Source organism: Rhizobium sp. Root708 (genome assembly GCF_001429725.1).
Lineage (GTDB): Bacteria > Pseudomonadota > Alphaproteobacteria > Rhizobiales > Rhizobiaceae > Rhizobium.
In genome coordinates this window covers 280,013-303,289 of the sequence record NZ_LMHV01000023.1, presented here as the reverse complement: position 1 = coordinate 303,289, position 23,277 = coordinate 280,013, and the positions used below count along the sequence as shown (strand labels likewise).

General features: G+C 60.1%; 22 protein-coding genes. 12 read left to right on the top strand and 10 right to left on the bottom strand.

Annotated elements, in window-relative coordinates; all coding sequences use genetic code 11:
* Positions 1-79: 79 nt before the first annotated feature.
* Positions 80-1,048 (bottom strand): MBL fold metallo-hydrolase, encoded by a 969-nt coding sequence (locus ASE04_RS15840; RefSeq protein WP_082597366.1) that lies wholly within the window; start codon positions 1,046-1,048, stop codon positions 80-82.
* 409 nt (positions 1,049-1,457) lie between these two features.
* On the opposite strand from ASE04_RS15840, the gene ASE04_RS15835 reads away from it, so the two are divergent.
* Both ASE04_RS15835 and ASE04_RS15830 read left to right on the top strand, forming a co-directional pair.
* Complete coding sequence (locus tag ASE04_RS15835) at positions 1,458-1,868, top strand: cupin domain-containing protein (protein ID WP_056818864.1); 411 nt, start codon at positions 1,458-1,460, stop codon at positions 1,866-1,868.
* A 207-nt stretch (positions 1,869-2,075) separates the two neighbouring features.
* Entirely contained in the window at positions 2,076-3,017 is a 942-nt protein-coding gene (locus ASE04_RS15830) for an SDR family oxidoreductase (protein ID WP_244490424.1), read from the top strand.
* A 229-nt stretch (positions 3,018-3,246) separates the two neighbouring features.
* Here the strand turns inward: ASE04_RS15830 and ASE04_RS15825 are convergent, their stop codons facing one another.
* The 8 genes from ASE04_RS15825 to ASE04_RS15790 form a co-directional block, all read right to left on the bottom strand.
* Entirely contained in the window at positions 3,247-4,971 is a 1,725-nt protein-coding gene (locus ASE04_RS15825) for an ABC transporter substrate-binding protein (RefSeq protein WP_056818859.1), read from the bottom strand.
* A gap of 76 nt (positions 4,972-5,047) precedes the next feature.
* Positions 5,048-5,329, bottom strand: coding sequence for a DUF2160 domain-containing protein (locus ASE04_RS15820; RefSeq protein ID WP_056818857.1), 282 nt, complete (start codon positions 5,327-5,329; stop codon positions 5,048-5,050).
* 15 nt (positions 5,330-5,344) lie between these two features.
* Entirely contained in the window at positions 5,345-6,172 is an 828-nt protein-coding gene (locus ASE04_RS15815) for a carbohydrate ABC transporter permease (RefSeq protein WP_056819128.1), read from the bottom strand.
* A 25-nt stretch (positions 6,173-6,197) separates the two neighbouring features.
* Entirely contained in the window at positions 6,198-7,064 is an 867-nt protein-coding gene (locus ASE04_RS15810; RefSeq protein WP_037178749.1) for a carbohydrate ABC transporter permease, read from the bottom strand.
* A gap of 3 nt (positions 7,065-7,067) precedes the next feature.
* Positions 7,068-8,138 (bottom strand): ABC transporter ATP-binding protein, encoded by a 1,071-nt coding sequence (locus ASE04_RS15805; protein ID WP_056818856.1) that lies wholly within the window; start codon positions 8,136-8,138, stop codon positions 7,068-7,070.
* 12 nt (positions 8,139-8,150) lie between these two features.
* Positions 8,151-9,227: an ABC transporter ATP-binding protein gene (locus tag ASE04_RS15800; protein WP_056818854.1), complete on the bottom strand. Its 1,077-nt coding sequence runs from the start codon at positions 9,225-9,227 to the stop codon at positions 8,151-8,153.
* Positions 9,228-9,272: 45 nt separating this feature from the next.
* A complete protein-coding gene (gene glpD / locus ASE04_RS15795) occupies positions 9,273-10,790 on the bottom strand; it encodes a glycerol-3-phosphate dehydrogenase (RefSeq protein WP_056818852.1) in 1,518 nt (505 codons plus the stop codon).
* Positions 10,791-10,931: 141 nt separating this feature from the next.
* Positions 10,932-11,729 carry a GntR family transcriptional regulator gene (locus ASE04_RS15790; RefSeq protein WP_082597365.1) on the bottom strand — a complete coding sequence of 266 codons (798 nt, stop codon included), beginning with the start codon at positions 11,727-11,729 and terminating at the stop codon, positions 10,932-10,934.
* A 158-nt stretch (positions 11,730-11,887) separates the two neighbouring features.
* Between ASE04_RS15790 and ASE04_RS15785 the strand changes: the two genes are divergently transcribed.
* The 10 genes from ASE04_RS15785 (at position 11,888) to ASE04_RS15735 (ending at position 22,522) form a co-directional block, all read left to right on the top strand.
* Entirely contained in the window at positions 11,888-13,144 is a 1,257-nt protein-coding gene (locus ASE04_RS15785; RefSeq protein WP_056818850.1) for an ABC transporter substrate-binding protein, read from the top strand.
* Between the two features lie 111 nt (positions 13,145-13,255).
* The gene (locus ASE04_RS15780) at positions 13,256-14,371 is read left to right on the top strand and encodes an ABC transporter ATP-binding protein (RefSeq protein WP_056818848.1); all 1,116 of its coding nucleotides are present in this window, start codon (positions 13,256-13,258) and stop codon (positions 14,369-14,371) included.
* Entirely contained in the window at positions 14,368-15,258 is an 891-nt protein-coding gene (locus ASE04_RS15775) for a carbohydrate ABC transporter permease (protein WP_056818846.1), read from the top strand. Before ASE04_RS15780 ends, ASE04_RS15775 begins: the two co-directional genes overlap by 4 nt.
* A 2-nt stretch (positions 15,259-15,260) precedes the next feature.
* Positions 15,261-16,139 (top strand): carbohydrate ABC transporter permease, encoded by an 879-nt coding sequence (locus tag ASE04_RS15770; RefSeq protein ID WP_082597364.1) that lies wholly within the window; start codon positions 15,261-15,263, stop codon positions 16,137-16,139.
* A gap of 18 nt (positions 16,140-16,157) precedes the next feature.
* Positions 16,158-16,652 carry a GNAT family N-acetyltransferase gene (locus tag ASE04_RS15765; protein ID WP_056818843.1) on the top strand — a complete coding sequence of 165 codons (495 nt, stop codon included), beginning with the start codon at positions 16,158-16,160 and terminating at the stop codon, positions 16,650-16,652.
* 416 nt (positions 16,653-17,068) lie between these two features.
* On the top strand, positions 17,069-17,818 hold the full coding sequence (locus ASE04_RS15755; RefSeq protein WP_056818840.1) for a GntR family transcriptional regulator: 750 nt from the start codon (positions 17,069-17,071) through the stop codon (positions 17,816-17,818).
* A 67-nt stretch (positions 17,819-17,885) separates the two neighbouring features.
* Entirely contained in the window at positions 17,886-19,409 is a 1,524-nt protein-coding gene (locus ASE04_RS15750; RefSeq protein WP_443216871.1) for a putative N-acetylmannosamine-6-phosphate 2-epimerase, read from the top strand.
* A gap of 43 nt (positions 19,410-19,452) precedes the next feature.
* Complete coding sequence (locus ASE04_RS15745) at positions 19,453-20,778, top strand: ABC transporter substrate-binding protein (protein WP_056818836.1); 1,326 nt, start codon at positions 19,453-19,455, stop codon at positions 20,776-20,778.
* A 53-nt stretch (positions 20,779-20,831) separates the two neighbouring features.
* Positions 20,832-21,704 carry a carbohydrate ABC transporter permease gene (locus tag ASE04_RS15740; RefSeq protein ID WP_056818833.1) on the top strand — a complete coding sequence of 291 codons (873 nt, stop codon included), beginning with the start codon at positions 20,832-20,834 and terminating at the stop codon, positions 21,702-21,704.
* Entirely contained in the window at positions 21,701-22,522 is an 822-nt protein-coding gene (locus ASE04_RS15735; protein ID WP_056818826.1) for a carbohydrate ABC transporter permease, read from the top strand. Before ASE04_RS15740 ends, ASE04_RS15735 begins: the two co-directional genes overlap by 4 nt.
* Before the next feature lie 38 nt (positions 22,523-22,560).
* Here the strand turns inward: ASE04_RS15735 and ASE04_RS15730 are convergent, their stop codons facing one another.
* Positions 22,561-23,088, bottom strand: a complete 528-nt coding sequence (locus ASE04_RS15730; RefSeq protein WP_156408807.1) for a hypothetical protein — start codon at positions 23,086-23,088, stop codon at positions 22,561-22,563.
* Between the last annotated feature and the right edge of the window lie 189 nt (positions 23,089-23,277).

Sequence of the window (23,277 nt, the reverse complement as noted above, 5' to 3'; positions counted from 1 at the left end):
TTTCGAGGACGTCATTTCAGCGGCGGAGCGTTTTGTCTCCTCGAGATCGTCAGATCGATCTCCGGCATTGCGGTTTTTTTCAGTAGTCCCAGAAGACCGGGACCCACCGGAATACGTCGCCGGCGACGGCGACACGTCCGAGCGATGGGAATGGCAGATGGGTGGCGACGAGAAGCTCACCCGTTCCGGCGAGTTTACGCAGGAGATTGATGCGGACACGGGCTGCCTCCTCGGGGTCGTGTTCGAAACCGTTGAACCATTCCGGCTGGTCGAAACCGACCGCGAAGATCGCATCGCCGGCAAACGTCAGCGCCTCGTTGCCCGAAGCCAGGCGAACGATGCAGTGGCCTGGGGTATGGCCGCCGGTGCGACGGGCGATGACACCAGGTGCGATTTCCTGCTCGTCCTTGAAGGTCCGAAGGTTCCCCCGATAGTCCGCGAGGAAGCGCTTTGCAGTTGCGCGCAAGGCGTCCGGGAAGCCATCCGGCATACGCGTCCTTGTGAAGTCGGGATTTTCCCAGAAATCGACTTCTGCCTGCGCAACGTGAATGCGCAGATCGGGCCGGAGGCGCTCCTTGATGCCGCCGACGACGAGGCCGCCAACGTGGTCCATGTGCATGTGGGTGAGGACGATATCGGTAACCGAGCCGAGATCGATGTCCGCGGCTTGCAGGCGCTGGATCAATTGGCCGGCGCGCGGAAGGTTGAGGTTCGGATCGAGACCGAGGCCCGCGTCGACGAGGATTGTCTTGTCACCGCTCTTGACGACAACCGCGTTTAGCGGCCAGTCAAACGCGTCCGCTGGCAGGAACATGTCCGCCATCCAGTTCGCTCGAACGGCTGCGTCCGCATTGTGCCCCATCATTTCAGTCGGCAGGGGCAGGACGCCATCGCTGACAACCATGACGTCGATATCGCCGATCTTCAAAGCATAGCGCGAAGGCACCAGCTCCTCGGCTCCCTTCTTGCCCGGATGAAAGGTGGTATCCGCCGGGACTTTGAGCTGATTGACAGCCGACGGATGGTTCTCGGTTAGTGCTTGCGACATAACGCGCTCCTGTGTTGGTTCGACGCTCGGCCAATCGCTTGCCCTCCGCAGACCGCGGATTTCGTTTGGTTGCGAAGGCCCGGGACCGCGCTTGTTTCGGACGCTGAAGACCCCGTGGATGGCTGGGAAAGAAGTACAGGCGCCGTCGGTGCTCGGTAATCCAAACTTAGGTTTTATGGATGTCGCCGGCCGTGGCTACCCGCAAAGATAATGCCGGCACATAGGCGGTACCGGGACGCGATCTGCGAGTATCTGACGCTAGCGCTGGCGAACTCGACGGTCCGAAGCCCTACGTTCCACAGGCCCCAGCGAATGCGGCAAACCTTCGTATATCTCAAAACTGAGGCGTGAACGCTGTAATGTCAGTAATCACCCAACCCTACAACGCAGCTAAGAGGAGACACAGACCATGCTTAGAACACTCTCGGTCCTACTCATCGCTTCGTCGATAGCAATGCCAGGTCTTGCGGCTGACAAACCGCATAACGCCAAAGTTACCGTGGTTTTCGACCACGTGCTGCCGAATGTCCCCGGTAAAAGTCTTCGTGGTGTCCTCGTTGAATATGGTCCAGGTGGCTCGAACCCCTCACATACTCATGCGAAAAGTGCGTTCATTTATGCGACCGTGATTGAGGGGAAAATCAAAAGTCAGGTGAACGACGGAGAGCCTAAGGTTTACAACACCGGCGAAAATTGGATTGAGGTACCCGGAGACCACCACAAGATCAGCGCCAATGCCAGTGACACCGAGGATGCCAAAATCCTGGCGGTTTTCGTCGTCGACACCAAGGAAACTGAGCTGACGACCCCGGACAAATAGGACTGCTAGGGGGGCAGCGATACGATTTGCTCGTTCAGCCGAGTCTTGCATTCCTCGGGAAGCGTTGGCGTCTTCCAGACGCCCGCGCTGCCGTTTGTTTCCGGTCTGTGCCCGACTTTGACACGCAAGTCGGGATGCCTTCGGTGTGATCGATGACATTGGTGGCAGCGATCTATGCCATAGCGAGGTCGGGCAATAGGACACACCTTGCTCACCTCGAATGCCGGCAATGCCTTTGCACTTCAGCCCTTGCAGTCGAGGTGGGTAAACCAAAGTATAGGTGGGCGGTCGGAGGATTCTCCTGGCGCGACACTCCTTATACGTGCAAGGCCTGAACTTGGGGACGCGTCGTCCCCGTTTAATGCATCTTTACATCGTCACGGGGGATTCACGATGAAAGCTTTGGTTGTCGGTGGAAGCGGCCGCATCGGCTCAAGGGTTTGCAAGATTCTGAAAGGCGCGGGTCACGACGTCATCGCCGCGTCGCGACGCACCGGCGTCGACACCATGACGGGCGAGGGGCTTGCTGCCAGTCTGAAGGGGGTGGATGTCGTCATTGACACCTCGGATTCGCCGTCGTTCGAAGAAAGCGCGGTCTTCGATTTCTTTACGAAATCCTCTTCGAACATCGCTCGCGAAGCAAAGAGCGCCGGTGTCGGAAGTCTGGTCGTGCTCTCGGTCGTCGGCATCGACCGACTGCCGTCCAATGGGTATTACAGCGCGAAACTGGCGCAGGAGGAGACTGTCAAGAGCTCCGGGATGCCGTTCGCTATTGTGCGGGCCACACAGTTTCTGGAATTCCTCGACGTAATTGCCAGCGCGTCTACCCAGGGCAATGTCGTGAAAGTCTCCACCGCATATCTGCAGCCGATAGCGGCTGATGATGTCGCCAAGTTCGTCAGCGCGGTCGCGATGGAGGAGCCACGAAACCAGACCGTCGACGTTGCCGGGCCTGAAGCCTTTAGAGCGAGTGACATCATGGCGTCCTATTTGCAGGCGAAGCACGATCCAAGGATCGTGATCGGCGATCCTCAGGCGACCTACTTTGGCTCGAAGCTCGAAACCAATTCGCTGACACCTGTCGGAACGCGAGCTGCGCTAGGCACAATCACTTTTGAAGCCTGGCTAGGTGCAACTGCAAATACTTGACGGCTTCGCGATCCGATTAGGCCTTGCGAATCTTCATATCGACACCCCGAAAAGCAAGGCCTGGAAATTCTATTGAGCTGCTTTCTGGCCGAAGTGCCATTGGTCAAACAGATCGCTTCCGCTCGATCATTTCCTAGCAAGGGCTCTGTAGAAAACATCGCTTGCGACCTGGCAGCAGGAAGCCAGATTGGATTGGCCGGGGACGCTAACCCCCGGCCAGGACAGCCCCTTAGTTGGACTGCCAGCTCTTGACCAGCTCGTCGTAATTGACAGTAACTGGCTTTTCCTTCTCGTTTTCGATCTTCAACTGGGGAGCGAGGTTGCCCTTGGCGACCGCGTCCTTGTTCCAGTATTCGAGATCATGCTCCTCGGCGAGCTTCGGGCCGATATCGCCCTGGACCTTGGCGCGCTCTAGGCGCTGCAGGACCTTTTCCTGCTCGGCGCAAAGCGAATCCATGGCTTCCTGGGCGGTCTTGGCGCCGGAGGACGCATCGCCGACGGCCTGCCACCAGAGCTGTGCCAGCTTCGGATAATCAGGAACGTTGGTGCCGGTCGGCGACCACTGCACGCGGGCCGGCGAGCGATAGAACTCGATCAGACCGCCGAGCTTCGGAGCGCGCTCCGTGAAGCTCTTGTCGCGAATGGTGGATTCGCGGATGAAGGTGAGACCGACGTGGCTCTTCTTCACGTCCACCGTCTTCGAGGTCACGAACTGCGCATAGAGCCATGCGGCCTTGGCGCGATCGTCTGGTGTCGACTTCATCAGCGTCCAGGAACCGACGTCCTGATAGCCGAGCTTCATGCCGTCCTTCCAGTAGACACCGTGCGGGCTGGGCGCCATGCGCCACTTCGGCGTGCCGTCCTCGTTGACAACTGGCAGGCCCGGCTTGACGGCATCGGCCGTAAAGGCGGTGTACCAGAAGATCTGCTGGGCCACTTCGCCCTGCGCCGGCACGGGGCCGGATTCGGAGAAGTTCATGCCCTGTGCTGCCGGGGGTGCATAGGCCTTCAACCAATCCAGGTACTTCTGGATCGAATAGACGGCTGCCGGGCCGTTGGTATCACCGCCACGCGCGACGCATGAACCAACTGGACGCGAGTTCTCGTCAACCTTGATACCCCACTCGTCGACAGGCAGACCGTTCGGCAGGCCCTTGTCGCCGTTGCCGGCCATCGACAGCCAGGCATCGGTGAAGCGCCATCCGAGCGACGGGTCCTTCTTGCCGTAGTCCATGTGGCCGAAGACCTTCTTGCCGTTCACTTCACGACCGGTGAAGAACTCGGCGATGTCCTCATAAGCCGACCAGTTGACCGGAACGCCGAGATCGTAGCCGTACTTCGCCTTGAAGTCGGCCTTGTTCTTCTCGTCGTTGAACCAGTCGTACCGGAACCAGTAGAGGTTCGCGAACTGCTGGTCGGGAAGCTGGTAGAGCTTCTTGTCAGGCGCGGTCGTGAACTTCGTGCCGATGAAGTCGTTGATGTCGAGGCCGGGATTGGTGACGTCCTTGCCTTCCTTCTCCATCCAGTCGGTCAGCGAACGGGCCTGCTGGTAGCGCCAATGGGTGCCGATCAGGTCCGAATCGTTGACATAGGCGTCGTAGATGTTCTCGCCCGACTGCATCTGCGTCTGCAGCTTTTCGACGACGTCGCCTTCACCGATCAGGTCATGGGTGATCTTGATGCCGGTGATTGCCGTGAAGGCAGGCGCCAGAACCTTCGATTCATACTCATGGGTGGTCAGTGTTTCGGAAACGACCTTGATGTCCATGCCGGCAAAAGGCTTGCCCGCATCGATGAACCACTGCATTTCCTTTTCCTGGTCCGCGCGAGAAAGCGTCGAGAGATCGCCGACTTCCTTGTCCAGAAATGTTTTTGCCTCGTCCATGCCGGCATAGGCGGAACCCGCCATGGCCAACAGGATGCCTGCTGTTGTCGCTAGTAGATGCCTTCGCATGATATCCTCCCAGGGTTTGCGATTGCAGTCTTCACGTCAGGCGGCCAGTACCCCCGGCCATCTGTATCTCCTTGGCTCAGACGTAGCGGAACACGCCGATGGCGTAGACTACGGCAAGGCCAAGAGCCCACCACAGGTTGGGTCCAACAAGACCCAACCATGCGAGATGAATAAACGCTGCTCCCAGCAGCGATATGAAGAGACGGTCTCCCCGCGTGGTCTCGAACCTCAAGACCCCCACACGCGGCGAGCCGCCCGGCGCCAGATATTCCCATACGCTCATGCCGATCAGAAGCACGAGGATCGTGAGAAAGAACAATGCGGTCGGCAGCGTCCACGCCATCCAGGAAAAATGCATGAGTGGTCTCCCTTTTCAGACGCGGCCAAGCGCGAAGCCTTTGGCGATGTAGTTGCGGACGAAATAGATGACGAGCGCGCCGGGAATGATGGTGAGCACGCCGGCCGCCGCCAGCACGCCCCAGTCCATGCCCGAGGCCGACACCGTGCGCGTCATGATCGCCGAGATCGGCTTCGCCGCCGTGGTCGTCAGCGTGCGGGCAAGCAGCAACTCCACCCACGAGAACATGAAGCAGAAGAAGGCCGCCACCCCGATCCCCGATGCCACGAGCGGCATGAAGATGCGGACGAAGAAACGCGGGAACGAATAGCCGTCGATATAGGCCGTCTCGTCGATCTCTTTCGGCACGCCGGACATGAAGCCTTCGAGGATCCAGACCGCCAGCGGCACGTTGAACAGGCAGTGAGCCAGCGCGACCGCGATATGGGTGTCGATCAGACCGAACGCCGAATAGAGCTGGAAGAACGGCAGCGCGAAGACGGCTGGCGGCGCCATGCGGTTGGTCAGGAGCCAGAAGAACAGGTGCTTGTCTCCGAGGAACCGGTAGCGCGAGAAGGCATAGGCCGCAGGCAGCGCCGCCAGCACCGAGATGACGGTATTCATGGCTACATAGGTGATCGAGTTGATGTAGCCGTTGTACCACGACGGATCGGTGAAGATGATCGTGTAGTTCCTGAGCGTCGGGTTCTGCGGCCAGAGCGAGAAGGTGCCGGTGATCTCGGCATTCTCCTTGAAGCTCATGTTGACCAGCCAGTAGATCGGCAAGAGCAGGAAGATGATGTAGATGGTCGAGACGACCCAGGAGAAGTTGCCGGCCGGCTTGTATTTCATCGTCTGTGTCATTGCTTGAGCCATGGTCCTCTCCTCCTCACGCGTTCTCGTCGCCGCTGGTCATCACGGTGTAGAAGATCCATGAGAGCAGCAGGATGATCAGGAAGTAGATGATCGACATCGCGGCCGCCGGACCGAGGTCGAACTGACCGACGGCCATCTTCACCAGATCGATCGACAGGAAGGTGGTCGAATTGCCGGGGCCGCCGCCGGTGACGACGAAGGGTTCGGTATAGATCATGAAGCTGTCCATGAAGCGCAGCAGCACGGCGATCAGAAGCACGCGCTTCATTTTCGGCAGCTGGATATAGCGGAACACCGACCAGCGCGACGCGCCATCGATCTTCGCCGCCTGATAATAGGCATCCGGGATCGACACGAGACCGGCATAGCACAACAGCACCACAAGGCTCGTCCAGTGCCAGACGTCCATGACGATGACGGTGATCCACGCATCGACAGGATCGCGGACGTAGTTGTAGTCGAGTCCGATCGCCTCCAGCGTATGGCCGAGCAGGCCGATATCGACGCGACCGAACACCTGCCAGATGGTGCCGACGACGTTCCACGGAATAAGGAGCGGCAATGCCATCAGGACTAGGCAGACCGGCACGCCGATCCCCTTCTTCGGCATGTTGAGCGCGATGAAGATACCGAGCGGGATCTCCAAAGCCAGGATGATCAGCGAGAAGGCAAGATTGCGCTGCAAGGCCGCCCAGAAGCGGTCGGATTGCAGCGTCTGAACGAACCAGTCCGTGCCCGCCCAAAAGAACTCGTTGTTCCCGAACGTGTCCTGCACCGAGTAGTTGACGACGGTCATCAGCGGGATCACCGCCGAGAAGGCGACGAGCACCAGCACCGGCAGCACCAGAAACCAGGCCTTGTTGTTCCAGGTCTTGTTCATGGCTCAGCCCTCCCTGCCGACACGCCAGGAATCGGCGTAGATGTTGATGGCTGTGGGATCGAAGGTGACCCGCGCTTCCGCGGGGATTTCGGCATCTTCAGTCACGACGATGGCGATCGGCTGGCCCGCGAAATCCGCCCTCACGATCTTCTGACGGCCGATATCCTCGACCCGGTTGATCGTGACAGGCATGCCCTCGCGCCCGATGCGGATGAATTCAGGGCGTATCCCGAGCTCCGTCTTCGCACCAGCGGCAGCCTTCGGCGCGTAGTCAAGCGACAGGCTTTCAGCCCCCATCGTCACTCTGTTGCCGTCGAGCTTTGCCGGCAGCACGTTCATGCCGGGCGAGCCGATGAAGTAACCGACGAAGGTGTGGCTCGGCCTCTCGAACAGCTCGGCGGGCGTGCCGATCTGCACGATCTGGCCTTCGTACATCACGACGACCTTGTCAGCGAAAGTCAGCGCCTCCGTCTGGTCATGGGTGACATAGACCATGGTGAAACCGAACTGCTTGTGCAGCCGTTTCAGCTGCGAACGCAGCACCCATTTCATATGGGGATCGATGACTGTCAGCGGCTCGTCGAAGAGGATGGCGTTGACGTCGCTGCGCACCAGCCCGCGGCCGAGCGAGATCTTCTGTTTCTGGTCGGCGGTGAGTCCCTGCGCCTTGCGCCGCGCCATCGGTGTGAGATCGATCATCTCGAGAATTTCGCGAACCCGACGGTCAACCTCGGGCTCCGATACGCCGCGATTGCGCAGCGGAAAGGCCAGATTGTCGTACACGGTCATCGTGTCGTAGATGACGGGAAACTGGAACACCTGTGCGATGTTGCGCGCCTGCGTCGCGAGATTGGTCACGTCCTTGCCGTCGAACAGGATGCGGCCATGCGACGGCTGTAGCAGGCCGGAGATGATGTTGAGCAGCGTCGTCTTACCGCAGCCGGAAGGACCAAGCAGCGCATAGGCGCCGCCATCGTTCCATTCGTGGTCGACTTCGCGCAACGCGTAGTCCTTGTCCGATTGCGGGTTCGGCCCGTAGGCGTGGCGGATGTGGTCGAGCGTGATGCGTGCCATGTCCCTACCCCTTCAAGCCGTTGCGCCGGACGAGATCGCCCGGCCGCTGGTGTCGAATGCCATCAGGTGGCGTCCATCCAGAAACACGTCGATATCGGTGTCCGGATCGATGTCGTGAATGCCATGCGCCAGCATCACCCAGCGCACGCCCTCGTAATCGAGATAGACGAAGCTCTCCGAGCCGGTGATCTCCGACAGCTGCGTGCGCGCTTTGAGCCGCACCGCGCTCGGTGTCTGCGGCGAAAGCCCGAGATGATGCGGATGAAACGCCACCGTCACCGGCCCGTCGGCCATGCCGGCCAGATGCCCCGGCACCGCAAACACATCACGCCCGTCGCGCTTGAACGTCGCGCCCGCTTTCACCACATCGATGAAGTTGAGCGGCGGATCGGCGAAGGTCTTGGCGGTGGTGAGATCGCGTGGCGTCCGGTAGACCGAAATCGTCGGCCCGAACTGCGTCACCCGCCCTTCCGACAACGTCGCCGTATTGCCGCCGAGCAGCAGCGCTTCGGATGGCTCGGTCGTGGCATAGACGAAGATGGCGCCGGATTGCGCGAATATCCTCGGCAGCTCGGCGCGCAGCTCCTCGCGCAGCTTGTAGTCAAGATTGGCCAGCGGCTCGTCCATCAGCACGAGGCTGGCGTTCTTCACCAGCGCGCGGGCAAGCGCCGTGCGCTGCTGCTGGCCGCCGGAGAGATTGAGCGGCGTGCGATCGAGATAGGGCGTCAGCCGCAACAGATCGGCGGCCTTGCGCACCTCGCGATCGATGGTGGCGGCATCCTTGCCCGATATCCGCATCGGCGAGGCGATGTTCTCGTAGACCGTAAAGGCGGGGTAGTTGATGAACTGCTGGTAGACCATCGCGACATTGCGCTTCTGCACCGGCATGCCGGTGACATCGACGCCATCGAAATGGATCGTCCCGCTGGTCGGCCGGTCGAGCCCGGCCATCAGCCGCATCAGCGACGTCTTGCCAGACAGGGTCGGCCCCAAGAGCACGTTCAGCGTGCCGCGTTCAAACGCGAGATCGGTCGCGTGGATATGAGTATCCCCGCCAACCGTCTTCGCGACGTTTCGCAATTCCAGCATTCCGGCTCCCGTGCCTCCTCACAGCGGGGACCACATGCCGCTCTTTTATCCGGCCATCTGAGCCGGTAGCGCGGCCATGTACTCCTCCAGCAACCCAGCCTGTTCCTTGCTCAGGCGCAGGCCTTCCTTCGTTCTCCTCCAGAGCACGTCATCGGCGTGCCTAGCCCATTCATGCTCGATTAGGTAGCGAACTTCAATCTCATAGAGATCGCCACCGAAACAGCGTCCCAAATCCTCGATACTTGCCGCCCGTTCGAGCATCACGGCGGCCTTTGTTCCGTAGCAACGCACCAGCCGGCGGGCATGCTGATTTGCGAGGAACGGGTAGCGGCCCTTCAGATCACCGACTTGCGCCTCATAGCCGGTCACTGCAAAATCGCCGCCCGGCAGCCGGCCCTTCGCCGTCCACGGCGCACCCTTGGGGCCGATCGCTGTGGCGATCTTTTCCAGCGCGTGCTCAGACAGCCGCCGATATGTCGTCAGTTTGCCGCCAAAGACATTGAGCAGAGGGGCGGTTGCCCCGGTGCCCTCGACGATCAACACATAGTCGCGCGTTGCTTCCTGCGCTTTTGAGGCGCCGTCGTCGAACAACGGCCGCACGGCCGAATAGGTCCAGACGATATCCCCTGGGACAACTGGTTCCTTGAAATATTCGCTCGCCGCCTTGCAGAGATAAGTTGTCTCTTCCTCGGTGATTTTCACATCCTTGGGATCAGCCGAATAGTCGCGGTCGGTGGTGCCGATCAGCGTAAAATCCTCTTCGTACGGTATCGCGAAGATGATCCGATTGTCGGGATTTTGAAAGAAGTAAGCCCGAGGATGATCAAACTTCTTCCGCACGACGATATGGCTGCCCTGCACCAGCCGCACATGCTGAGCCTCGTTTTGTCCGATGGCCGAGTGAATGACCTGATCAACCCACGGGCCGGCTGCATTCACCAGCATTCGCGCTTGAAAACTGCTCGGTTGGCCGCTGGCGGTATCGACCGCGTCAATCGACCAAAGGTCATTCTCGCGTCTGGCCGCGACGACTTTCGTTCGCGGCATGATCAGTGCGCCGCGGTCGGCCGCATCCCTTGCATTCAGGACAACCATACGGGCATCGTCGACCCAGCCGTCCGAGTATTCGAAAGCCTTGGTAAAGATTGCTTTCAATGGTTTGCCGGCCGGATCGCGACGCATGTCCAGAACCTTGGTTGGCGGCAACAGTTTCCGCCCGCCGAGGTGATCGTAGACAAACAATCCAAGACGAATAAGCCATGCCGGACGGATGCCGCCTTTATGGTAGGGAAGCACGAAGCGCATCGGCCGAATGATGTGCGGCGCCGTTGCCCAAAGCACCTCGCGCTCCATGAGCGATTCACGCACGAGCCGAAACTCGAAGTGCTCGAGGTAGCGAAGGCCGCCATGGATGAGTTTGGTCGCGCCGGATGATGTTCCCGAAGCGAAATCGTTCATTTCTGCAAGTGCGACCGAATAGCCGCGCCCGACCGCATCACGGGCGATCCCACACCCGTTGATGCCTCCGCCGATGACGAAAAGATCGTAAATCTTCCGGCTCACGTTCCCCCTCCGAGCCAAGATTGCGAAAGTTAATGCAGTTAAAATGAAGATTATTCGAATGTCAAACGAATGCGAACGTGTTTGAGTGTCTGGCCGCTTGTTTCATCCCGAAGGCAGGTATTCGGAACAGGGACCGTAACGTCAGTACTGTGTAAAATCTCCAGTCTCGGACTGCAGCAGTGTCAGCGGATACCGCGCGGGATGATGCACGAGGGCCGTCATGTTGACCGGCCGGTTCCTGTCATCGAAGGCGATCTGGTCGACGGTGAGGACAGCTGCGGGCGGTGACAGTTGCAGAAGGCGTGCCTCGTTCACATCCGCGAGCCGCGCACTCAGCGTCGTTTGTCCGCGCTTTGGGAAAATGCCGTAGCGTTCGCGCAACTCTTCATAAAGCGAGCGGTTTGCAATTCCCCAATCCAGATCAAGCAGCCCGGGAACGCGCGCAGCGGGAATCCAGTCGGTCTGGATGACGGCGGGAATATTGTCGAGCAGGCGCAGTCTCGACAGAAGGACGACCTCTGCGCCGGGTGCTAGAAACAGCGGACGACTGATTTCCAGCGGAGCGTAAACAAGGCTCGCTTCGATGAGCTGATGGCCCGGATTGTGACCATTGGCCAGCGCGATGCTGGTAAAGCTCTTGAGGACTTGCAGTTCGAAACCGCCGCCACGCTCCGTGACGTAGAGGCCCTTGCCCGGCTGGCTATGCACCACGCCTTGCTGGATCAGTTCGCGAATCGCGTGACGGATGGTGATGCGGCTGACGGCGTAGAGATCAACGAGTTCCCGCTCGGAAGGAAGCTTGCCGCGCAGCGGCAGTCTGCCATCGCTGATCGCCGCCAGCAGCGCCGCATAGACCTGCTTGTGCAATGGACGGGGGTCGTCGCGATCGATCACGCCTTGTTTAGCAACCAATGTATCTTCGGTCTCGAGCGTCTTCAAATTCGGTTGTCCTCTGATCCGCCTGTCCGCGTCACTATCCTCAACGCAATTCTTTAAAAAGTCCATGTTGACATAACTGGTCATAACCAGTCCTATTGTCGTAAGGGACCGAAGAGTTCCGACGATGCCAAGCTCTAATAACAATCAAGGGAACCATCATGCTTAAGAAGAGCCTTGCCGCCCTCGCATTCTCCGCCGCCCTCTGGAGCGGAACGGCCAGCGCCGAGACGATTTCAGTCTTCTGCGCGCCGACGGAGTTCGAACTCTGCACGAACGTCGCCAATGCCTGGAAGGAGAAGACGGGCAACGAGGCGAAGATCAACAAGATGCCCGCGTTGCTTGACGACGCGATCCCGATCTACCAGCAGCTGCTTGCGGCGAAGTCGACCGACATCGACGTCCTGTTCCTCGACGTCATCTGGCTCGGCATGTTCAAGAACGGCCTGCTCGATCTGAAGACGGTGATCCCGCAGGCGGACCAGGACAAGCATTTTGCCTCCACGCTTAACGCCGCCAAGCTGGATGGCCACCTGATAGCCATGCCTGCCTACATGGACGTCGGCCTGATGTTCTATCGCAAGGATCTCCTGGAGAAATACGGCAAGCAGCCGCCGAAGACCTGGGATGAACTCGCCGCATCCGCGAAGGAAATTCAGGACAAGGAACGCGCTGCCGGCAATGCCGAAATGTGGGGCTACGCCTGGCAGGCGAAGAGCTATGAAGGCCTCACTTGCGATGCGATCGAACTGATTGCGTCGAACGGCGGCGGCACGATCATCGCCGACGACGGCAAGGTGACGATCGACAATCCGAAGGCTGCCGAAGCAATCGACAAGGCCAAGGGCTGGATAGGATCGATCAGCCCCGAGGGAACGTTGAACTACGACGAAGAAGCCTCGCGCGCCGTCTTCGAATCCGGCAATGCCGTCTTCCACCGCAACTGGCCCTACGTTTGGGGCACCTCGCACAAGGAAGGCAGCGCCATCGTCGACAAGGTCGGCGTGATGCCGTTGCCCGTCGGCGCGGAAGGTCAGAAGTCGAGCGGTTGCCTCGGTCCGATGTACTACGGCGTCTCGAAGTACAGCTCCAAGCCCGACGTGGCCGCCGACTTCGTGAACTTCATCACCGGTCCCGACATGCAGAAGAAGCGGGCGCTGCAGGATGCGGTAAACCCGTCTATCCCGGCGCTCTACAGCGATACTGAGGTTCTGGCGAAGATCCCGTTCCTGAAGGACAATCAGCAGGCTTTCGCAGACAGCGCCGTGCGTCCCTCGGGCTATACCGGCACTAGCTACAATCGCGTATCACAGGCCTTCTATCGCGCTGTCCACGATATGCTCTCCGGCAGCGGCGACACCAAAGCCGGACTGACATCGCTGGCAGGGCGGTTGGAAAAACTCAAGGAAAGCCGTTGAGCGTAGTCTGAACGCGGGGAGGGCAGGTTTGACGACCTGCCCTCCCGACGCGCGCCGCCAATCGCCGCTGATAAGGGGCGAGCCTTTCATTGTGATAAGTCCGGGTGAAAAATGGCTTCGGTTTCTCTTGAATCCGTATCGAAGAACTATGGTACGCATACTGTCATTCAGGACGTCGACCTGCAGATCAACGATGGCGAATTTGTCGTCTTCGTCGGCCCGTCGGGCTGCGGCAAGTCGACACTTCTCCGTATCGTTGCAGGCCTGGTCGCGGCCTCGAAAGGGGTTGTGACGATCGGCGGAGAGGATGTGACCGATGTTCCGGCGTCAAAGAGAGGCGTCGCATTCGTTTTTCAGTCCTATGCCCTCTACCCTCACATGAGCGTCGCGCGAAATATCGGTTTCGCGTTGGAAACGCTTGGTGTGGCCAAGGATGCGATCAATCAGAAGGTTTCAGCCGTCGCGCGCATGCTCAAGGTCGATCACCTCATGGAGCGCCGGCCACGCGAGTTGTCCGGCGGACAACGGCAGCGCGTGGCGATCGGACGAGCGCTGGTGCGCCAACCGGAGATATTCCTGTTCGACGAGCCGCTCTCGAACCTCGATTCCGATCTTCGGATGGAAATGCGCATGGAGATCGCCAAGCTCCATGACGATCTGAAGACCACGATGATTTACGTCACCCACGATCAGTCGGAAGCGATGACCCTCGCTGACCGGATCGTGGTGCTCAACCATGGCCGCATCGAGCAGGTGGGAACGCCTCAGCAGCTTTACCATACACCCGACAACCGGTTCGTGGCGGGCTTCATCGGCAGTCCGCGGATGAATTTCCTGGCCGTTTCGGCGCAAACAGGAACCAATGCAGGCGCGATCGTCGGCCCGGGAAATCTCTCCCTCTCGTTGGTCGCGCAAAATCCGTCGGGACCAATCGCGGAGATCGGCGTCCGTCCGGAAGCCTTGCGCCTCGTCGCGGAGACGGATGGCCGCATTGCCTGCACGCTGGAGCGTGTCGAGGACCTCGGCCATGAGCATTTCGGCTATTGCCGGATCAAGGACGATACTGTCTGGGTGGTCAGGCTTCCAACCGCTCCCTCGCCGGACAAGATCGGTACGCGCGTCGGGCTTGATTTTGCGGACTCCGCTATCTTCGCATTTGCTGCCGACGGCAAGCGCGTGCTTCTGAGCCATGCGTCGGCTGGAACCGGGCAGGGACGTGAACCATGAGCGCCAAACTTGCCCGCCGCGATCACCGGGCCGCTTGGCTCTTCCTTGTCCCTGTCACCGCAGTTATTCTCCTCGTCGCAGTCTGGCCTCTGAGCCGAACCTTCTTCTTCTCGTTCACAGATGCCTACCTCGATGATCCCTCCGTCTACTCCATGGTCGGTTTCGACAATTTCATGGAGGTCATCAACGATCACAGCTGGTGGGTCGCCGTCAAAAACACGCTTGTCTTCACGGTGATCTCGGTCGCCATCGAGACTGTGCTGGGCCTCGCGATCGCGCTGCTTCTCAATGAGATCATTCCCGGTCGAGGTCTGGCGCGCGCCGCCATTCTCGTGCCGTGGGCCATTCCCGTCGTCGTTGCCACCAAGATCTGGGAATGGATGCTGAACGACCAGTTCGGCGTCATCAACAAAATCCTGTCGGGGCTTGGGCTGGTCGATCATGGCATTGCCTGGACGGCCAGCAGCTCGCTGATCATGGGCGTCGTCATCTTCATCGACGTGTGGATGACGACACCCTTCATGGTGCTGTTGATCCTCGCCGGCCTCCAGCTGATCTCGCCCGAGATATTCGAAGCGGCCGAGGTCGATGGTATCCCGGCCTGGAAGCGTTTTTGGTCGATCACACTGCCCATGCTGCGGCCGGCCATCGGGGTAGCGGTTCTCTTCCGTGTCCTCGATGCGCTGCGCATGTTCGACCTTGCCTATGTGCTGGCGGCCAGCAACGAGCACGTCATGACGGTGTCGATCTACGCACGAGACCGACTGATCAGCTTCCAGGAGCTCGGTGTCGGCTCCGCGGCATCGACATGGGTCTTCCTGCTCGTTGCGCTGGTCGCGATCATCATCATCGGGGCTCTTCGCCTCGACAGGGCAGCGGGGACCTGAACATGGCAAATGCAATCGCCCAACGCTCTATACGCAAACCGGCGTCCTACTACAGAATGAGACGGCGCGTTTTCAGGGGGCTGCAGATCTTCGCACTCCTTCTGGTGCTCGTCTACACACTGTTTCCCTACTACTGGGCCTTCGTCTCGTCGACGAAACAGGGGGCGGCGCTCTATCGCTCGGCGCTGCTGCCGGCGCTCGATTTCACCTACTACCGGCAGTTGATCGACAATCCCGTTTTCATGAGTTCGCTTGTGAATTCGGCCTATGTCGCGGTGTCGACGACATTGCTGTCGCTGATCATCGGCCTTTCGGCAGCGTACGCGCTCGGCCGGATCGAATTCCCCCAACGCCGGGCCGTGCTTATGATCGTCTTGATGATCTCGATCTTCCCGCAGGTCGTGGTCCTCTCGGGCATGTTCGAGCTGATCAACTGGTTGGGACTGTTCAATCGTCCGAGCGCCCTGATCCTTACTTATCTTTTGTCCACCGTGCCGTTCACAACGTGGATTCTAACGACGTTCATCCGGGAGTTTCCGCGCGAACTTGAGGAGGCCGCGATCATCGACGGCTGCTCGCATTTCCGCATCCTCATGAAGATTCTGCTGCCGCTGATGGGGCCGTCGCTCGCCAGCACCGGCATTCTTGCCTTCATTCTGGCTTGGAACGAATTCCTGTTCGCGCTGACATTCACACTGACCGACGAAAACCGCACGGTGCCGGTGGCGATCGGCCTGATTGCCGGCACCAGCCGCTACGAATATCCCTTCGGACAGATCATGGCGGCATCCGTCACGGTAACGCTTCCCCTTATCGCCGTGGTGCTTCTCTTCCAGAGGCGCATCGTGGCCGGCCTGACGGCTGGCGCGGTCAAGGGCTGAGATGGAAAGGAAAAAACCATGGACATGCTGGTCAAGCTCTACGAGCTGAAACGTGACGCGGCACTGGATAGCCGCATGGCAAGCCAGAGCGTCGTGATCAGGCGCGTGCTGCCGCCGGAACTGCCGGTGCTGGCATCGTGGATTGAACCGCGTTTCGGAGCGGGGTGGGTGGCCGAGGCGACGGCCGCGACAATGCGCCAGCCGACGACTTGCTTCATTGCGATCGAGGATGAGCGGCTGATCGGCTTCGCCTGCCATGACGCAACCGCGAAGGGCTTCTTCGGCCCGACCGGCGTCGATGAGGCGGCGCGGGGGAAGGGCGTCGGCCACGCCCTGCTGCTGGAAACGCTGCTGGACATGTATGCGCAGGGATACCCGTATGGCGTGATCGGCGGAGCGGGCCCGATGGAGTTCTATCGCCGAAGCGTTGGCGCCATCCCGATCGAAGGGTCGGTTCCCGGTATCTACCGCGGTATGCTGCCGCAGGCGCACCCGAATGAGGTCTCGGACTGAGCTGTGAGGCGTTCAGGCAGACGCCTGTGCCAAGACGCGGGAGGCGGGTGTAAGACGTGATCCCGGATCATGGTTCTCGCTGGGAAGCCGCTATCCGATCCAATGCGCCCGAGCCATTCCAGCGCCTACCTAAACGGACTTGAGTTTCCATGCGCGGCCGTCTCGCAGGACCTAACGGCCTGCCTCGGTACGGAGGCCTTCAATGATCTGGCGCGCAACTTCGCAAACAAACTCCTCGGCCGTAGCGCTCTTTCTGCGGCTTGAAACCTCAGCAGAGCCGTGCATCCGTCGGACCTTCCCCCGACTGAAAGAGCGTCACGCCTTCTCGATGGCCAGCTCCATGAAGTGCAATTGTCACCGGCCGATAATACCAGTATATGTCCAACGGATTTTTTTAGCGGACATTGGCGAATTTTATGGCCCAGAACCAGGTGATCGATGCGATCGAGAAATCACTTGATCAGATCCCGGGGAATATCCCCCTCTACAAACGCTTGAAGCTCGCCATTGAGAAAGCGATCCAGACACAAACGTTTCAGTCGGGCAGTGTGTTGCCGGGTGAGCGGGTGATTGCCACGTCGCTTTCGCTGTCGCGCGTCACCGTCCGCAAGGCGCTGTCCTTGCTGGAGGAAGAAGGGTTGCTCAGCCGCCGGCACGGCTTCAAGACTGAGATCGGATCGCGGGTCGAAAAGTCCTTGGCGACCCTGACCAGCTTCTCCGAGGATATCCGTGCCCGCGGCCAACTGCCTGGGTGTATTTGGATATCGAGGCAGATTACCCGTGCGTCATCGACTGAAATGATGGCGCTCGGGATCGCCGGAGATGCAAATGTCGTCAGGATCAAGCGTATCCGGACCGCCAATTCGCTTCCGATTGCGGTGGAGACCTCGGTGGTTCCGGTCCGGTTTCTGCCGTCACCGCACCTGATCGACCAATCGCTTTACGAGGCGCTGCAGGCCCGTGGCTTCCTGCCCGAGCGGGCGGTTCAGCGCATGCGTTCGCGACCGGCATCGGCCGATGATGCGACCCATCTTCACTGCGAAGCTGGAGCGCCGCTTCTCGTGACGGAACGCCGCTGCTTCCTGGGGGATGGGCAGATCGTCGAATTGTGCGAGACCAGGTACAAGGGTGACGTCTTCGATTTCGTCTTCGAACTCCGCAGGTAATACCAGTCATAAACTGGTTGCCATCTGGTATTTTCCAATTATCGTGATGCCCGAAATGGAGCATCCCGTGACGCACGACGACCTGAAGAATGCCCTCATCGTTTCCTGCCAGCCGGTTCCCGATGGTCCGATGGATGATGCCGCGTTCGTCATCGGCTTCGCCAACGCCGCCGCGGCAGCAGGTGCTGCCGCGGTGCGGATCGAATCCGTCGCTTACGTGAAGGCGGCCCGCTCGCATGTGGCTGTTCCGATCATCGGGATCGTCAAGCGCGATCTCGATGACAGCCCGGTTCGGATAACGCCCTTCATCGCCGATGTCGAAGACCTTGCCGATGCCGGCGCTGATATCATCGCCGTCGACGCCACTGATCGGGTCCGCCCGGCAGCCTTCAGCGCTCTTGTCGCCGCGGCAAAGGCCAAGGGCAAGCTGACGATGGCCGACTGCTCCTCGTTCGAGGATGCCAAGCGGGCGCTGGCGGAGGGGGTCGATTTCGTCGGAACCACGCTCTCCGGTTATGTCGGTGGGCTGGAACCTGTAGAGCCGGATATTGCGCTGATTGCGGCAATGCGGACGCTGACGCCCCATGTGATCGCCGAAGGCCGCATCCGCACGCCGGAGCAGGCAGCCGAAGCGGCGTCCGCCGGCGCCTTCGCCGTCGTCGTCGGCTCGGCAATTACACGCACCGAACACGCGACGACGTGGTTTCATGAGGCCGTCAGTGCGGCCTTCTCGCAGCGTCAGGACGCCGACAAGCCCGTACTCGCCATCGATATCGGCGGCACGAAGACGATGGTGGCGCTGGTCCAAGGTGACAAGGTCGTCGACGAACGCATTGTGCGAACGCAGCGCGAGGAAGGGCCCGATGCCTGGCTGGATGCCATCGCCGCGGAGATCAACGGGTGGAGCGACCGGTTCGCTCGCGCCGGCATTGCCGTCACTGGTTTCGTCGAAAATGGCTGCTGGTCGGCGCTCAATCCGGCGACGCTTGGCATTCCAGATAATTATCCGCTGATCGAGCGCGCAACCGCGCGCCTTGGCGCACCGGCCTTCGCCGTCAACGACGCCCAAGCGGCAGCCTGGGGCGAATACCGGTTCGGCGCTGGCCGCAGGGAGGACATCGTCTTCCTGACGATCTCGACCGGGATCGGCGGCGGTGTCGTCACCAACGGCAAGCTCGCCTCCGGTCTCGCCGGCCATTTCGGCCTGACCAGAAGCGCCTCGCATGGCGCTGCGCCCCTTGAGGACATCACTTCGGGGCTCTGGATTGCAAAGCAGGCAAGAGATGCCGGCCATGCTGTCGACGCGGTGACCGTCTTTGCCGAAGCGGCGGTCGGGTCGGCATGGGCAAAGGCCATCGTTGAACGGTCGGCAGCGCAAGTCGCACTGCTTTGCCGCGACATCAAGCTGATGCTCGATCCCCAACGCATCGTCATCGGCGGCGGCATCGGCCTCGCGCCCGGCTATCTCGACCTCGTGCGTGGGGAAATCGGCGGCCTCAACGCCAGGATTACTCCCAACCTCGTTGCGGCCGAACTCGGCAGCCGCGCGGGCATCATCGGTGCTGCCGACCTTGCGCGGCAGCACCGCTAAAAAACCATCAGACAAAGCAACCAAACAAAGAAAGGGAACACTGATGAAACTGCAAAAGATAATCGCTCCGGCTCTCGCCGTGCTTCTTTCGAGCGCGGCTCTGCCGGGCCTCGCCAATGCAACGGTCACCGTGCTCGGCTGGCCGGGAGGATCGGAAGAGACCGCTCTTCGCACCACAGTCGAAGCCTACAACAAGTCCGCGTCCGACGCCGACAAGGTCGAGTTGCTGTTCTTCAACCGCGACGGTTTCTACGACAAGCTCCAGGCTGATATGGCGGCCGGATCGGACGCGTTCGACATCAATCTCGTCGCCACCTACACCATCGGCCGCTACGCGCCATACATGGAGCCCGTGGACCTTGGACCCGACGCCGCGAAGGTCTTCGGCGATTCCGTCCTGAAGACCATGCAGTTCGACGGCAAGCAGTATGGCGTGCCGACGGATCTGTCGCTGCACTTCATGTATTATCGCAAGGACCTCATCGACGCGCTGCTGAAGGACGATGCGGCGAAGAAGACCTATTCCGAGCTTGCCAAGAAGGTGCTCGGCAAGGATCTGCAGCCGAAGGATCCCGACAGCTGGACCTGGGACGACTGGGCAGCTACCGCGCTCTACTTCTCCAAGCAGGCCAATCCGGATAGCCCGGTTCGCTACGGAACCGTGCTGCAGATGAAGAACCTGCTGTTCAACATGATGGTGTTCCAGTCGCTGCCGCGCTCCTATGGCGCAAACTGGATGGACGACAGCGGCAACATCACCGTCGATTCGGACGCCTACAAAACCGGCTTGCAGCTCTACAAGACCCTCTACGATGCCGGTGCCTCGCCAAAGGATTCGCTGAGCTACGAATATCCTGAAACCAATGCCGCCTTCGCCGCCGGCCAGGCTGCAACGGCTCTGCAGTGGAATGCCGCAGCCGCCGACCTCACCAGCGCCGACAAGTCGCCGGCCGTGGCTGATGTAACGGGCATCGTCGCACCGCCGGCCGGTTCGAACGGTCGTGCTGACCACATCCACGGCCTTGGCCTCGGCCTCAACAAGAATGCCAAGAACAAGGAAGGGGCCATCAAGTTCCTGAAATGGCTGGCAACTGAAGATGCGGCCCTGACCTACGCGCGCGGCGGCGGTTCGCCGGCCCTGATGCCCGATATCGTGGCGAAGATCGCGTCGGAACGCCCCGATCTCGTCAAGCTTGGCGAATTCGCGAGCAAGTACGGCTACGTCATGAACGGCGCAACGTCGGCCAATGCGCTCTCGGTGTACGAGTTGCAGGCCAAGGAGTTCACCGGCTACTGGTCGGGTCAGCAGAGCCTTGAGGACGCCCTTGCTCATACCAAGACCGGTATGCAGGATCTCCTTAAGAAGTAACCTCGATCCGGATGCCGGGCCAAGCCCGGCATCCCTCCATCCGGCGGACCGAAATGGCTATCGTATCACGTGCAGAAGGCAGGGCTTATCTGGTGCCGCTCATCGGCTTCCTGCTGCTCTTCCTGGGCTTTCCTGCCCTCGTCAACCTGATCTATTCGATCTCGACCGTCGGTTTCCAAAACCTGCGCAGCCCGACGATCACCGGCCTCGGCAACTATCTCGCCGTATTGCAGGATCGCTCCTTCTGGAAGGCAACGTCCTTCTCGTTCACGTTCGGCTTGATTACGGCGATCGCGGAATGCGGGATCGGCTTATTCCTGGCGATCTTCCTGGCGCCGCTGCTTGCGAAGCGCTCGGTCCTGATGGCGCCGCTGATGCTGCCGCTGATGGTTGCGCCGGCGATGATCGGCCTGATGTATCGGCTCGTGTTGCACGAGTTCGCCGGCCCCGTTCCCTATTATCTTTTCCTCTGGTTCGGCGACAGCCCGGCCTTCCTCGACGTCAACAACGCCTTCAAGACACTCCTTGTCGTTGAAACGCTGCAGTGGACACCGTTCGCCTTCCTGCTCTTCTATGTCGCCTATTCGGCAATTCCCCTCGATGTCCGTGAGGCGGCCTCGCTCGATGGCGCCTCGGCCTGGCGCATCCTGTGGTTTATAGACCTCCCGCTGATGACGCCGACGCTTGTCATCGCCTTCTTCATCCGCTTCATCGACGGCTTCCGTGTGTTCGACAACGTCTATGCGCTGACTGGAAGCGGCGCTGGCGGCTCGACGACGTCGCTGTCCATCTACATCTACCAGGCCTTCTTCAAGGAGGGGTTGATCGGCAAGGCGGTTGCGGCCTCGGTCGTGCTGTTCATCGCCTCGCTTGCGGTGCTCTACGGGTTGAATTGGTTGGCCGGTCGCAGGAGGAGGGCAGCATGATCAACGCACTTCGTTGGATCGTCTTTGCGATCGCCGCGCTTGCGATGAACTTTCCGATCATCGTGACGCTCGTCACCTCGTTCAAGAGCGCACGGGAACTGTCCAGCAATGCCGGCCTGTGGATCAACCAGCCGACGCTTGCCAACTATGCGCGCGTGCTGACCCAGACGGACCGTTTCAATATCTATTCCTACCTGTTGAACAGCACGATTGCGGCTGTGCTAGGCACCGGGCTTGCCATCCTGCTGTGCCTGCCGGCAGCCTATGCCATCGCAAGAAGCGATGTCGGTCGGCGGGTGATGTTGCCGCTGGTCATCAACCTGCGGGCCGTGCCGCTCATCATCTTCGCGATCCCGCTTTACATGATGTATCAATGGCTCGGACTGCTCGACACGCAGGTCGGCCTTGGCCTAATCCTGACGATCGTCAATATCCCGCTTGCCCTCGTCATGCTGGTCAACGCCATCAATGACGTACCGCTCGAACTGGACGAGGCGGCGCGGATTGACGGTGCATCGTCCTTCCAGGCGATGGTTCGCGTCATCACGCCCGTCATCCGCCCGGCGCTGATCACAGCATTCATCTTCGGTTTCATCACCGCATGGAACGAATTCCTGTTCGGCCTGATGCTGACCACCAACAAGGCAGTGCCCATGACCGTCGGCGCATCCTTTTTCTTCGCTGCCAGCGGTGGTGGTGTACAGTGGGGCGTCGCATCGGCGGTGATGGTGCTCGGCGCGCTACCTCCCGCCCTGCTTGGGCTGCTGATGTACCGGCAAATCTCCGGCTCGATGACGGCTGGTGCGGTCAAGGGCTAGGCCGCCATTGCATGGATAGAATGGCGTGCCTTCGCAGATCAGCCGTTGCCGATGAGCTTGCTCGCCATGATCACCTCATTCTTGTTCCAATGAGTAGACTGGCATGCAGGAGGCTTCTCGCCCAGCAAGGCGGACGTCCGGCATTTGATCATCATGGCCAGAGGCATAGTCTGGTCGAGGTCAGCACTTTTCTGGCGTGACGCGCCCCCGGAGCCCGAGGAAGAACCAGAAACCGAAGCAACCGTCGGCGCTCCAGGCGTAATCACCTTGAGACCCTTCCCGGAGACCACGGGAGAACCGTTTCCAATGATTTTTCCAGCAAGAACAATGATCTTCCTTGCTGCTGCCATATCGTCCGCCGTCGGTTGGTTGACGCCGGCCTTTTCGACGCTAATGGGCTGAGCCAGGCAGGCGATTCCCTGTCCCAACTCCGAATCGCGGCTTGCGCTGTCAGGATTCAACAACTCCGCAGTGAGACTGGCTGAGCAGTCTTCAGCACTTGCCGAGCCATAATATCCGAGAAAAAATGCTGATGCCCCCATGGCGGCAAGATATAGCTTTCGCATCTCCATTCCCCCTTAGATAGCGCATATTAGTAATATCGCATATAGGTGGAGGGGAGTCACGTCATCAAACGCGCCGGCGTGCACATTCAATCTCAGGACGAGTGATGACTGCGCAAGCAACATCAGTCTCGGGTTTTGCAGCGACCGGTAACATCTTCCGCGGCACCCGATACTTTATGCGCAGATAGC